The organism is Comamonas sp. F1-6 (assembly GCF_039581415.1).
Lineage (GTDB): Bacteria > Pseudomonadota > Gammaproteobacteria > Burkholderiales > Burkholderiaceae_C > Comamonas > Comamonas thiooxydans.
On sequence record NZ_JBCPWN010000004.1, the window covers coordinates 286,408 to 299,497 of the forward strand.

Below are 13,090 nucleotides of genomic sequence, written 5' to 3' on the forward strand. Positions count from 1 at the left end.
AGGGGCGTTGCAAAGGCTGGCAACGCCACAGTTCATCCAGTTGCTTCAGTCTTCCGCGGCGATGATTTCGCGGGCCACCAGTTCGGCGATGATCTTGTCCACCGCTTCTTGCGCAGTCATCGTGGGGGTGGATATATGAATGTCCGGAGACTCCGGCACTTCAAACGGTGAGTCGATCCCCGTGAAGTTCTTCAGCTCGCCACGGCGCACTTTCTTGTAGAGGCCCTTGGGGTCACGCTCTTCGGCAACGGAAAGCGGTGTGTCGATGAATACTTCGAGGAACTCACCATCCTTCACCAACTTGCGCGCCATTTCGCGTTCTGCCTGGAATGGCGAGATGAAGGCAGTGATGGCAATCAGCCCGGCGTCCACAAACAGCTTGCCCACTTCAGCGACGCGACGAATGTTTTCCACGCGGTCTGCATCGGTGAAGCCAAGGTCGCGATTGAGGCCGTGGCGCACGTTGTCGCCGTCGAGCAGATAGGTATGCCGGCCACGCGCATGCAAACGGGTTTCTAGCAGATTGGCAATGGTGGATTTGCCAGCGCCCGACAGACCGGTAAACCATAGCAAGGCTGGTTTTTGATGCAGGCGTTCGGAACGTGCTTCCTGGTTCACATTCACATGCTGCATATGAATGTTCTGCGAGCGACGCAGCGAAAAGTCGATCAGACCCGCGCCCACCGTGGCGTTGCTCAGACGATCGATCAGGATGAAGCTGCCTGTTTCGCGATTGTCCTTATAGGCATCGAAAGCGATAGGCTGGCTGCTGGACAGATTGCAGACGCCGATTTCATTGAGCGCCAGTTCCTTGGCGGCCAGATGCTCCAGCGTGTTGACATTGATCTTGTACTTGGGGGCGGCGAAGGTGACGGGAATCGTCTTGCCGCCGATCTTCATCAGATAGGGACGGCCGCCGAGCATGGGCTGCTCATGCATCCAGATCAGCGTGACCTGGAACTGGTCAGCCACATCGGAAGGTGCATCCGCAACCGCAATCACATCGCCCCGGCTGCAGTCCACCTCGTCGGCCAAGGTCATGGTAACGGACTGGCCAGCAACCGCCTGCTGCAGATCTCCGTCCTGGGTGACGATGCGCGCAACCTTGGTCACGCGCCCGCTAGGCAGGATGCGGACGCTGTCTCCGGGGTGAATCTGGCCGCTGGCAATGCAGCCCGCAAAGCCGCGGAAGTCGAGGTTGGGGCGATTGACCCATTGCACAGGCATGCGAAACGGTAGCTTTTGCTGGCGCGCTTCGTCGATTTCCACCGTCTCCAGATAGCCCATGAGCGTGGTGCCGCGGTACCAGGGCATGTGCTCGCTCTGCTCGGTGATGTTGTCACCACGCAAGGCCGACATGGGGATGGCCGTGATGTCTTCCAGATTGATCTTCTTGGCGAATTCGCGGTAGTCGGCCACGATATCGTTGAAGATTTTTTCGGAGTAAGCCATCAAGTCCATCTTGTTGACAGCCAGCACGATTTTGCGGATGCCGATCAGCGATGCCAGATAGCTATGGCGCCTGGATTGAGTCAGCACACCGCGGCGCGCATCTATCATCACCACGGCCACATCGGCGGTGGAGGCACCAGTGACCATATTGCGGGTGTACTGCTCATGGCCGGGCGTGTCGGCCACGATGAACTTGCGCTGGTCGGTAGAGAAGAAGCGGTAGGCCACATCGATGGTGATGCCTTGCTCGCGCTCTGCGGCCAGACCATCGACGAGCAGCGCGAAGTCCAGCTCGCCGCCCTGCGTGCCGACTTTCTTGGAGTCCGCAACCAGTGCTTCCATCTGGTCCTCAAACAGCATCTTGGATTCGTACAGCAAGCGTCCGATCAGCGTGCTCTTGCCGTCATCCACGCTGCCGCAGGTGATGAAGCGCAGCAGGCTTTTCTGCTCGTGTGCCTTCAGGTATTTCTCGATATCTTCGGAGATGAGTGCAGATACATGTGACATCAGAAATACCCCTCTTGCTTCTTCTTTTCCATGGATGCGGCCGAGTCGTGGTCGATCATCCGGCCCTGTCGTTCCGAAGTACGGGTCAGCAGCATTTCCTGAATGATCTTGGGCAAGCTATTGGCGTCGGATTCGACGGCACCCGTCAGGGGGTAGCAGCCCAGGGTGCGAAAGCGAACATTGCGCATCATGGGAACTTCGCCACTCTTGAGCGGCATGCGCTCGTCATCGACCATCAGCAGCGTGCCGTCTCGCTCCACCACTGGGCGAGGCGCTGAAAAATAGAGGGGAACGATGGGGATGTTTTCGAGGTAGATGTATTGCCAGATATCCAGCTCGGTCCAGTTGGACAGCGGGAACACTCGGATTGATTCGCCTTTGTTCTTGCGCGTGTTGTACAGATGCCAGAGTTCCGGGCGCTGGTTCTTGGGATCCCAGCGGTGCTGGTCCGAGCGGAAGGAAAAGATGCGTTCCTTGGCGCGAGACTTCTCTTCATCGCGGCGCGCGCCACCAAAGGCGGCGTCGAAGCCATACTTGTCGAGAGCTTGCTTCAGGCCCTCGGTTTTCATGACGTCGGTATGAATTTGCGAGCCATGCTTGAACGGGCTGATGCCCATTTCAAGACCTTCTGGGTTGATGTGGACCAGCAGGTCCATGCCCAGTTTGGCTGCCATCTGATCACGAAAGCGATACATGTCCTGAAACTTCCAGGTCGTGTCCACATGCAGCAAGGGGAAGGGAGGTTTGGCCGGATAGAAGGCCTTCATCGCCAGATGCAGCATGACCGCACTGTCCTTGCCGATGGAGTAGAGCATGACGGGGTTTTCTGCCTCGGCAACAACCTCGCGCATGGCCTGAATGCTTTCGGCTTCCAGCCTTTGCAAATGAGTCAGCACCACAGATTTCTCCTTGGTTTTTTGTTTTGGGTGCTGCCAACTGTAGGAGTCCGTTAAATCAAATCTTTGCGCGAATTGATGTTTTAGAAGTTGCTGCGCCATGCTCGCCATAGGGTCCAGCTTCGTTGATGTTGGGGTTCTGGCGTAGGTGTTCTTCGGTACCAGCGATACGTCTTGCGCAGTCTTCAAGATGCTGCTGGCCAATTCGTTCGACTGGCTGAGCATCTCTGTGGCAGCAGGCAGATGAAACAGGTGCAGCCGGTCGTGGCTGTCGCTGGCAAGCGATGAAAAGGTGGCTGCGCGTTGCCACTGCATGGCGGCAAGCAGGGCAAAGATCTTGCCCTCGCTGGAGCACCTGAGGCGATCAAAAAAATCTTCCAGATGCGCAGCGCACAGGCTGCCTTCATACGGTTGCCAATACACCTTGCCGCGGTTGTTGACGGCACGCAAGATGCCATGCCTCAGGCGTCCGGGGCAGTTGTTATGGGCACCAAAATCATCGATCCAGACAATGCTGGCGCTCTCTTTTCGGGCCTGCTCGCAAATATCCAGATAAGTGGTGGCGTACCAGCGCTGCACATTGCTGGATGCCTGCTTCATGCGCTTTGCAGGGCGGTCGGCATTCAGGTTCCAGCGCTGCAGGTACTGGGCGTTGGTACGCTCGGGCAAGTCAAGCTGCTGGCGCTGCAAGATCAGTTGCTGCATGGCTTCCAGCTGCCACAGCAAAAAAGGCAGGCCATGGTCGGCGGGCTGGGTGCTGACCAGTTGCACATAGATGTCCTGCTCCTGTATGGCCGACAAGGAGCGGCCTTCGCCAGGTTTGCGGCCTCGCTCGCGCACAAGGACAGCGCTCCATCCCCCTTCCAGCCAGGCTTTGTGGGCGGCAATGATGGTTGGTGTGGACAGGCCTGTTGCCTTACCGACTTCTTTGAGCGTTTTGCCTTCAAGCCGCAATTTCACGGCTTGAATTCGCAGTGGATTGATTTCCTGGACACTGAGTTTCTTACCAACAGCCATGCGCATTCCTGTTAAACATTCACTCGCTTATTCGCGAAGATCCGGACGCATTTACTGTCGGTCTGTCCTCTGATCGGCGCATAGGCCAAACGGACCACATGAATAACAAAACAGGAGATTTTTGTGACTCAGACTCGAAGCGCACTGCTTGAAGACGTAATGGCCATCACCCGTGAAGCGGGTGCTTTAATCATGAAGATCTATCGCTGCGACTTTGAGGTTCGGGGCAAGCAGGATGCATCGCCCGTGACTGAAGCCGACGAAAAGGCCGAGCGCCTGATTCTTGAGCGTCTGGGCACCTTGCAGTCGCAGTTTCCCGTCGTTTCCGAGGAGGCGGCTGCAGCGGGATATGTGCCTGAGATGGGCCAATGCTTCTGGCTGGTTGATCCTCTTGATGGCACCAAGGAATTCATCAACCGCAATGGCGAGTTCACAGTCAATATCGCGCTGATCGAAAATGGAACCCCTGTGCTGGGTGTCGTTTTCGCTCCAGCGCTGGATCGCATGTACGCGGGAGCCATAGGACTTGGCGCATGGCTGGAGGTGCAGGGAAAGCGTCAAACCATCGAATGCAGAAGCATTCCGGAGGATGGCCTTGATGTGGTGGCCAGTCGTTCGCACGGCGATGCTGATGCGCTTGATCAGTTTCTCAATGGACGCTTGGTGCGGTCACTCAAAAGTGCAGGTTCATCGCTCAAGATTTGTCTGATCGCAGAGGGAGAGGCTGACCTCTATCCACGCTTGGGGCGCACCATGGAGTGGGATATCGCAGCGGGTCATGCGGTGCTGGCCGCGGCAGGCGGCCAGATTCATGCGCTCAATGGAGATGTTCTGAGCTACGGCAAGCGAGATTTGAGTAATCCTCATTTCTATGCCTGCTCGGCAGATTACCGCTGATTTCAAGCTTTCGTACAGCATTTCCTCCCGCCTTGAATGCTCTGAGTGCGAGCACTCACAACCTCTGTGTTTTCTGATAGATGAACTTTGCTGCGACGCTAATTCGAGCTTGCCTGCTTTGCGGGTTGCTAATGAGTGCAGCCTGTGCCGACAAGGCTGCGTCTCGCCAACCCGTCAAAATCGTTGTCGGATTCGAAGCCGGTGGCGCTATGGATACCTTGGCACGCGCGTTTGCAACCCAGCTCTCAGTGCGATTGCAGCGCTCCGTCTATGTGGAAAACAGAGTAGGAGCAGGTGGAGCCATTGCCGCGAACTATGTTGCGAAATCCAGGCCCGATGGGAATACGTTGCTCTTGGCGTCGCCTGCCGAAATCTTCATCAATCCCATTTACACCAGAAGCCAGGAGTCGGGCGAAGTCGCTGACATGGTGCCGGTGGCCAAAATTTCCTCTGCTCCTATTGTTCTTGCCACGCGTGGCGACTCCGCAATACATCAACTGAGTGATATCGCAGCTGCAGCACAAAAAAATGCCCGTGGTCTGAGTTTCGCGTCCTCAGGAATTGGCAGCTTGCAGCATTTGGTGGGCGAGAGTTTGGGCAAAGCCCTGGGCGTGGAGCTATTGCATGTTCCATACGGGGGAGCTGCTTCTGCAACTGCAAGCCTGATGGGCAAACAAGTGGACTTGCTCTTTGCGGGGCTTGCTCCCATAGCCCCCCATCTGCAAAGCCACAAGATGCACGCATTGGGCATCGCATCGGCCCACAGGTCGAAGCGCTTCCCCGATATTCCTACGTTTCAGGAGAAGGGGCTCCAGGGCGTCAGCTTTGAATACTGGCAAGGAATCTTCCTTCCAAAGGGAGCGTCATCCGAACTGGCTCTATTTCTATCCGCCGAGATCAACAACGTGATCAAAGACACGGGCTTTGTGGATCAACTAGAAAATACAGGCTTTGAGGTTGCATACAAGGACTACAAGCAATTCAAAGCATTTTTGCAAGCTGAAGATCAGAGCTACCGAAGCTTCTTTGAGAGAGACGGTTTTTTATATTGACCCCGTGAATTCTTTGGGGCTCAAACTTAACTAGATCATTGGATGTAGAAATCGTCGCGCAGGATCTGCTCTTGCTCGGTTTGAACGGCTGCATGGAGTCTGCTGCGCTTGTTCCAGAGCCCTGATGGCGGACCTCAAGCAAATAATCGGGCTGGAACTGAAATTCATTGTCTCCTGCTTGCCAAAATCCAGGCGTTGAGTGGTAGCTCGCGATGCGGACATGAGCAGAAGCTATCGTTGCCAAGCTACGGCAGGGGGATTTCCGTCCTTTGAAGAGTGTCCGGCGATGGGACATGAGACTTAAATGTATAAATGACGGGAAGTCACTGATCAAGAAAGACACCAGAAGAAGCCGCGATCAGGGCCTCATTTGCCCGCGGGCTGTTTCGGACAAGCCATTGCGCTGCACATGCTGGACCAGAAAATCAAGAAATATCCGGGTCTTGAGAGGCAGGTGTGTGCGGTGTGGGTAATAGGCATAGAAGCCCGGGAAGCTTGCCCAATAGGGTTTCAGTACTTCAACCAACTGGCCTGTGTTGAATGCGTCGGTCATGGATTCGCGCCAGCCGGTAATCACGCCAATGCCGTCCAGGGCTGCACGCATGGCCGTGTCGCTATGGTTGACTGTCAGTGGCCCGCTCACGGAGCGCTCGCTCAGTTTGCCGTCGATATTGAATTCCCACTTGTAGAGTGCGCCGCTGCTGCTCATGCGGTAGTTGATGCATAGGTGCTGCTCCAGTTCGTCGGGGTGCTCGGGTGTGCCGTGTGTTTTGAGGTAAGCAGGAGATGCACCGAAACACATGGTCAGATCCTGTGTGAGTGGCACGGCAACCATATCGCCCTCCAGTGACTCGCCATTGCGTATGCCGACGTCAAATCCTTCTCGCACGATGTCCACAAAGCCGTCGTCATAGACCAGCTCGACGTGAATGTGCGGATGCATTGCAAAGAACTCGGCGAGCATGGGCTCGACGAGCACCTGGCCAGCAGGATGGGAGATGGTGAGGCGCAGCGTGCCGCCTTCGACGCCAGCTTGGAGCTGAAGATCCTCGGTCGCTTCGCGCAGGTTGGTGAGGGCCGGGGAAATGCGCTCCAGATAGATTCTCCCGGCTTCTGTCAGATTGAGGCTGCGCGTTGTTCGATCGAAAAGGCGTACATCCAGGCGGGTTTCCAGTTTCTTGATCGTCTGGGACAGTGCGGCCGGCGTGACCCCGATGGCGTGGGCGGCGTAGGTCAGACTGCGATGCTGAGCTACCTGCTCAAAGGCAGCCAGATAGGCGAGTATTTCGGGCTTCATGTTCTCTATTTTTAAGTAAAACTTAATAACTTAAATAGATTGCTTGACTTTTTCTTTTGCATTGCCTGGCGCAAACTGCCTCTGCTTCACGCGCTGCTCAGGTGCCTGCAGCAATCACCGTGTCGAAAAAGCAAACAAGAAAGCCCCCCATGCCTGTCAAATTCACTCTCAACGGCAAGCCCGCATCGGCTGATGTGGATCCTTCAACGCCCATCCTCTGGACCCTGCGTGACACACTGGGTATGACAGGGACCAAATTCGGTTGCGGCATGGCCATGTGCGGAGCATGCACTGTGCACTTGAACGGCCAGGCCATCCGTTCTTGCATTACGCCCATATCGGCGGCGCAAGGGCAAAAAATCGACACCATCGAAGCGCAAGCTGCAGACAAGGTGGGCAAGGCTGTCGAGGATGCGTGGGTTCGCAACGATGTGGCGCAATGCGGCTATTGCCAAAGTGGGCAAATCATGAGTGCGACCGCGCTGCTCAAAAGCAATCGCCAGCCAAGCGATGCGGACATCGATGCAGCCATGGCGGGCAATATCTGCCGCTGCGGAACCTATACACGCATCCGTGCAGCCATCCACGATGCTGCCAAAAACCTGTCGGCCTAAAAGAAGGAGCACATCCCATGCCTATTCCCAATCATCTTTTTGCCGACCTGCCCAAAGGTCTGCGTGTGCTGGCGGCTGACTCCATAGATGCAGGCCTAAAGCTCGAGCGACGCGATTTCCTCAAGCTGGCGACGGCCTCGGGTTTTGCGCTGGGTGTATTTCCCGCAGCTGTGTCGGCACAGGCGAAGGGTAACGAACAGGTTTCTACAAGCGCACTCAAGCCTTACCAGCAGCCATCGGCTTTTGTGAAGATTGATCGTGATGGAGCGGTGACGATCACCATCAACCGTCTGGAGTTCGGCCAAGGCGTGCAAACCGGCCTGCCCATGGTGCTGGCCGAAGAGCTGGACGCCGATTGGTCCAAGGTGCAGAGCGCGCACGGCAATGCCGATCCCGCATATCTGGATCCGGTCATGGGAATGCATCTGACGGGCGGCTCCACTGCCATCAAGAACTCGTATGTCCAGTATCGTGAACTGGGGGCGCGAACCCGCTCCATGCTGCTGGCCACGGCTGCCAGGCGCTGGGGTGTAGACCCGCAGTCCTTGCGCACTCAGGCAGGACAGGTGATCGGGCCTCGGGGCAAGAAGCTGGGCTACGGCGAGTTGGCGGATGAGGCCATGAAGATGCCTGTTCCGCAGCAGGTGAAGCTCAAGGACGCCAAAGACTTTCGCATCATCGGTCATGCCACGGGACGGCTCGATGCACGCGCCAAGTCCAGCGGCAGACAGTCTTACGGCATCGACATGCATCTGCCGGGTATGTTGACCGCAGTTGTGGCACATCCGCCGGTGTATGGAAGCAAGATTCAATCGGTGGACGATGCGGCAGCCAAAGCCATCAAGGGTGTGCGTGCAGTGCTTCGTGTGCCCAGCGTGTGGGGGGGCGAGCTGGTTGCGGTGCTGGCCGATGGTTACTGGCCAGCCAAGCAGGGTCGCGATGCCCTGAAAATCCAGTGGGACAGCGCAGCGGTTGGCAAAGTCGATTCGGCTCGGCAACTGGCGCAGTATCGTGAATTGGCCAGGAAGCCGGGCGCACTCAAGTTCGATGCCGATGTTTCGGCATTGAACGGTGCTGTTCACAAAATCAGTGCCGAATATGTCTTCCCCTACCTTGCCCATACGCCGATGGAGCCGCTGAACTGCACGGTGCGTGTGACAGGTGCAGGAAAGGATGCCAAGGTTGAGCTTTGGTTGGGCACGCAGGCCCCGGGCTGGGAAGTTGCAACGGCTGCGCGCGTGCTTGGCGTGGCACCGCAGAATGTCCGAGTCAATGTTCAGATGGCGGGGGGCGGTTTCGGCCGCCGTGCCAACCCGCGCAGTGACTACGTGGCCGAAGCCTGCGAGATTGCCAAGGCTGCCAGAACATCTGGTATTGACGCACCGGTGCGCATGATCTGGAGCCGCGAGGACGATGTCAAAGGAGGCTATTACCGACCCATGCATGTGCATCGCGCCGAAATAGGTTTTGACGACAAGGGAAAGGTGATTGCCTGGGACCATGTGATCGTAGGCCAGTCGCTTGCCAAAGGCACGGCGTTTGAGGGCTTCATGGTCAAGAACGGAGTGGACACCACTACGGTTGAAGGCATGAAGGAGCCCTATGACCTGCCGATGCGACTCTCGGTGCATCACCCCGAGCTCAATGCGCCGGTTCTCTGGTGGCGCAGCGTGGGCTCTACGCACACCGCTTATGTGATGGAGACCTTGATGGATGAAATTGCCCGAGCTGTAAAGCAAGATCCTGTCGCATACAGGCTGCAGCAGTTTGGCGACAGGCATCCGCGTCACAAGGCCGCGTTGCAGCTGGCAGTCGAAAAGTCGGGCTACGGAAAGCGCCAACTGGCCGAAGGCAGAGCCTGGGGCGTGGCTGTGCATCAGTCTTTCGACTCGGTGGTTGCCTATGTGGTCGAGGCATCGATGAAGGATGGTGCTCCCAAGCTGCATGCGGTTACAGCTGGCGTGCATTGCAATCTGGCGGTGAACCCTCGGAGTGTCGAGGCTCAGGTGCAGGGTGGTGCCTTGATGGGCCTTGGCATGTGCTTGCCTGGGGCTGCGATCACCTTCAAGGATGGACAGGTGGAGCAGGGTAACTTCAATGATTACACCGTGGCCCGCTTAACCGATATGCCCGCGATCTCCGTGCATATCGTGCCGAGTGCCGATGCGCCCACAGGTATGGGCGAGCCGGGTGTGCCGCCATTGGCCCCCGCTTTTGCCAACGCCATCGCCAAGCTGAGCGGCCATACACCACGCGAGCTGCCTTTCCAGAAAGCGTGAGAGCATGAGCCGGGATCGCTAGAAAAGCTCCTGTTGAGAAGATGTGAGAGTGACGAAGTCCTCTCCGAGAGGGATCAAGATCGAGTCGGCAATCGGCTTGATCTGTTTCGCCAGATAGTGCTCGTAATCGATGCGTGAGCGGCGGATTTCCAAAGGCTCAGGGCCATTCTTGGTCATGACGTATTGGATCCAGCCGCCGTTCTGGTACTGCCTGGGTCGCCCCACGCGATCGTTGTACTCATCGGCAATGCGAGCGGCACGGACCTGTGGTGGTACGTTGGCCACGTAGGCATCCAGGCGATGTCGCAGGCGTTTGCGATAGATGAGCAGATCATCCTTCTTGCCCGCCAGTGTCGAATGGGCGTACTTGATGACAAACTCGCGGTAGGGGACACCTTGGAAGACACGCGAGAGCAAGCCCTCCTGGAACTGCCGTGCCAGCAGTGTCCAGTCGCTGCGCGCCATTTCAAGGCCGCGGTAGATCATCGATTCGTTTCCGGCGGCATCCACACTCAAGCCGGCATAGCGCTTCTTGCTGCCGACGTCCGAGCCGCGGATGGTGGGCATGAAGAACTTCTTGTAATACGTGTCGAACTCGATCTCAAGAAAGCTTTTCAGGCCTTGCTCTTGGTGCAGGGTTTGAATCCACCACGCGTTGATGTCCCGGGCCAGCCTGGCAGCCACGGCATATGCCTCTTCGGTGGTATGGGACCGCTTGAGCCAAATAAAGATGGAGTCCGTGTCTCCATAAATAACTTCATATCCGCGCTCTTCGACCAGATCCCTTGTGAGCTTCACCATTTCGTGGCCACGTAAGGTAATGGCTGAAATCAAATCCGGATTGAAGAATCTGCATTCCGACGCGCCTAGCACCCCAGCGAATGAGTTCATCACCAGCTTGAGCGCTTGCGACAGTGGTTCGTTCCTGATGCGTTTGGCTTCATCTCGGGCCTGCCAGAGGGTGGTCACGATTTCCGGGAGACAGTGCTTCTCGCGAGAAAAGAGCGTGCCCCTTGGGCCTTTGATCAAAAGCTCAGAAGAGCTGGCATGTCGACCTTCTACCAAACCCACGGGGTCAACGAGGAAGGTGCGGATGATTGATGGATAGAGACTCTTGTAGTCCAGAACCACGACGGAGTCGTAGAAGCCAGGCTTGGAGTCCATGACGTAGCCGCCGGGGGAGGATTTTCCTTGAACATCGCCCACGTTGGGCGCGACATACCCCATGCGGTGCATGCGTGGCAAATAGTGATGGTTGAATGCAGCAATGGAGCCACCGAATTGGTCAAGCTGCAGGCCCGTGGTGTGGGCGCGCTCCATCGCAAACTGCAGCAGCTTCGCCTTTTCGAAGATTCGTAGAACCAGCTCGCAGTCGCGTATGTTGTAGGCGGCAAGAGCGGGCTTGTCTAGCTGGTAGCGCCGCTCGATTTCGGCCATCTTGTCGTATTCGTCTCCGATGTCCTTGCCTTCGCCCAGAAGCTCTTGCGCGACGTTCTCGAGGCTGAACGACGGAAAGCTCCAGACCGCGGCCCTGAGCGCTTCAATCCCGTCAACGACAACTCGTCCTGGCATGGGAGCAAACAGATAGCCTTGTTTGCCGGGATGGGTTCGCCATGCAATGGGCTTGCGCTCACGCCCCAGGAGTAGCGGTGTTGCACATTCGTCCGCAGTTTTCTGCAGCACACGCAGGTCGAACTGAATGACATTCCATCCAATGATGATGTCCGGATCATTGCGTGCAAACCAGTCGTTGAGCCTGTCAATCATGGCTTTGCGTGTTGAGCAATGAATCAGCTCGAAACCAGGCGTTCTTAAAGGTTTGGCAGGAGCCTCACCCAGCATGAAAACGACGCGCTCCGCCATGCCGTCCAGCGCGATCGAATACAGATCTTGGTGCTGACTGGTCTCGATGTCCAATGACACAACCTTCAGAACCGGCCGGAAATCGGGCGCAGGAACAAGCTTGCAGTTCACCAGCGTCGCATGTTCTGTCCGTCCGCCTTGCAGCGTGACGCCCGCCGTGATGAAGCGCTCCATCAAGTAACGCTCATGTGGTCGAACATCGGCTTCCAGAAGGGGAATGCCTAGTTGCTGGAGAGTGCGTGCAAGTCGCCGTAATTGACGAAAACTCCTGGCATAGATACCCAAGACGGGCTCTTGCTGAAAACTCTTCAGTCCCAGTTCCCGCAATTCCGCTCCAGCCAGGGGCGGGAGTTGCGCCTCTACCGCTCCTTTGTGCCGGGCCTCGACGAACGCCACAGACTTCTGTGCAGTCAGGAGGACCTTCAGGGGGCCGCTATCGGTTGCCAGCCAATACTCAAGCTCGACGCCCGCCGGTGTGTCTCGCCAATTGCGAGTAAGGATGAATCCCTGGCGTTTGGGGAACGGCACGACAGATTAAGCGAGCAAAGGTTTAACAGACTTGAATTTGGATTGTCGGTCACAACAGTACGCAGACATGCAGAGCAAGTTGTAGGATTGATACGTTTGCCTGCGGCCTTTTAAATTACAGCTGTCCAGCGGCTGTTGAGGAGTGCCCCTTGGTGTGGCGAAGAGGGGCATGATTTACGGGTGAAACTATGAGGGATTGGAGCCGCACAAAGTTGTGCTCCAGGCTTGCTATAGTTTTCAAGAGCGGTGGGCCAGTGACCACCGTCACCATTACCTGTCATTGGGCTTTCGTCCACCGAGTGACAGCAGTGCTTCGAAGATCGGCCGGCCGACAGAGCTTTACCTGGGCTATAGGGTTCATTGCATCGCGAAAGTCTCCGGCCGCTCTGGAGGGCTACAAACTGACGGTGCTGATCCACGACAAGAGCGGAGTCAAGAAGTTCTTGCTATGCGAAGATTTGCCGGTGATGCCTGTGTGTCGATAAATGGATCGCATTTTTTGTGTTCTGCAACGAAGGCAGTGCGACAGTCGCGAAAAGTACTCTGCGTGAAAGTCTGGGTGTATCGCCCGCACGCCTGTTTTCAGACAGAGTCTTCCTCAATTCCGCGCTGATGATGATGACGAGGGGGGTGGCGTGTCTGGCGGCCTTGGTATTCAGATCATCACAAAGCCACCCGAAGCGCCAAT

9 protein-coding genes are annotated in these 13,090 nt (G+C 56.7%); 5 read left to right on the forward strand and 4 right to left on the reverse strand.

Features of this window, described 5'->3' with window-relative positions:
- Positions 1–45: 45 nt before the first annotated feature.
- Together cysN and cysD are read right to left on the reverse strand one after the other, a co-directional pair.
- Positions 46–1,959, reverse strand: coding sequence for a sulfate adenylyltransferase subunit CysN (gene cysN / locus AAIL66_RS06635; RefSeq protein ID WP_034392514.1), 1,914 nt, complete (start codon positions 1,957–1,959; stop codon positions 46–48).
- Positions 1,959–3,455 carry a sulfate adenylyltransferase subunit CysD gene (gene cysD / locus AAIL66_RS06640; protein ID WP_343496284.1) on the reverse strand — a complete coding sequence of 499 codons (1,497 nt, stop codon included), beginning with the start codon at positions 3,453–3,455 and terminating at the stop codon, positions 1,959–1,961. Before cysD ends, cysN begins: the two co-directional genes overlap by 1 nt.
- Between cysD and AAIL66_RS06645 the strand changes: the two genes are divergently transcribed.
- The 3 genes from AAIL66_RS06645 (at position 3,339) to AAIL66_RS06655 (ending at position 5,821) form a co-directional block, all read left to right on the forward strand.
- Positions 3,339–3,887: a hypothetical protein gene (locus tag AAIL66_RS06645; protein ID WP_197483888.1), complete on the forward strand. Its 549-nt coding sequence runs from the start codon at positions 3,339–3,341 to the stop codon at positions 3,885–3,887. The genes cysD and AAIL66_RS06645 overlap by 117 nt on opposite strands.
- A gap of 108 nt (positions 3,888–3,995) precedes the next feature.
- Positions 3,996–4,769, forward strand: a complete 774-nt coding sequence (cysQ, locus tag AAIL66_RS06650; RefSeq protein ID WP_034351964.1) for a 3'(2'),5'-bisphosphate nucleotidase CysQ — start codon at positions 3,996–3,998, stop codon at positions 4,767–4,769.
- Positions 4,770–4,849: 80 nt separating this feature from the next.
- Positions 4,850–5,821 carry a tripartite tricarboxylate transporter substrate binding protein gene (locus AAIL66_RS06655; RefSeq protein ID WP_343496285.1) on the forward strand — a complete coding sequence of 324 codons (972 nt, stop codon included), beginning with the start codon at positions 4,850–4,852 and terminating at the stop codon, positions 5,819–5,821.
- Between the two features lie 358 nt (positions 5,822–6,179).
- On the opposite strand, the gene AAIL66_RS06660 is transcribed toward AAIL66_RS06655, so the two are convergent.
- Positions 6,180–7,118: a LysR family transcriptional regulator gene (locus tag AAIL66_RS06660; RefSeq protein WP_059440764.1), complete on the reverse strand. Its 939-nt coding sequence runs from the start codon at positions 7,116–7,118 to the stop codon at positions 6,180–6,182.
- A 149-nt stretch (positions 7,119–7,267) separates the two neighbouring features.
- On the opposite strand from AAIL66_RS06660, the gene AAIL66_RS06665 reads away from it, so the two are divergent.
- Both AAIL66_RS06665 and AAIL66_RS06670 read left to right on the forward strand, forming a co-directional pair.
- Complete coding sequence (locus AAIL66_RS06665; protein ID WP_003070120.1) at positions 7,268–7,732, forward strand: (2Fe-2S)-binding protein; 465 nt, start codon at positions 7,268–7,270, stop codon at positions 7,730–7,732.
- 17 nt (positions 7,733–7,749) lie between these two features.
- Positions 7,750–10,011 carry a xanthine dehydrogenase family protein molybdopterin-binding subunit gene (locus AAIL66_RS06670; RefSeq protein ID WP_343496286.1) on the forward strand — a complete coding sequence of 754 codons (2,262 nt, stop codon included), beginning with the start codon at positions 7,750–7,752 and terminating at the stop codon, positions 10,009–10,011.
- 18 nt (positions 10,012–10,029) lie between these two features.
- Here the strand turns inward: AAIL66_RS06670 and AAIL66_RS06675 are convergent, their stop codons facing one another.
- Positions 10,030–12,402, reverse strand: coding sequence for a DNA polymerase II (locus AAIL66_RS06675; RefSeq protein ID WP_343496287.1), 2,373 nt, complete (start codon positions 12,400–12,402; stop codon positions 10,030–10,032).
- Between the last annotated feature and the right edge of the window lie 688 nt (positions 12,403–13,090).

Coding starts and splice junctions, on each gene's coding strand:
- cysN (WP_034392514.1), bottom strand. CDS start 1,959: ATGTCACATGTATCTGCACTCATCTCCGAAGATATCGAGAAATACCTG.
- AAIL66_RS06645 (WP_197483888.1), top strand. CDS start 3,339: ATGGGCACCAAAATCATCGATCCAGACAATGCTGGCGCTCTCTTTTCG.
- cysD (WP_343496284.1), bottom strand. CDS start 3,455: ATGAAGCAGGCATCCAGCAATGTGCAGCGCTGGTACGCCACCACTTAT.
- AAIL66_RS06655 (WP_343496285.1), top strand. CDS start 4,850: ATGAACTTTGCTGCGACGCTAATTCGAGCTTGCCTGCTTTGCGGGTTG.
- AAIL66_RS06660 (WP_059440764.1), bottom strand. CDS start 7,118: ATGAAGCCCGAAATACTCGCCTATCTGGCTGCCTTTGAGCAGGTAGCT.
- AAIL66_RS06665 (WP_003070120.1), top strand. CDS start 7,268: ATGCCTGTCAAATTCACTCTCAACGGCAAGCCCGCATCGGCTGATGTG.
- AAIL66_RS06670 (WP_343496286.1), top strand. CDS start 7,750: ATGCCTATTCCCAATCATCTTTTTGCCGACCTGCCCAAAGGTCTGCGT.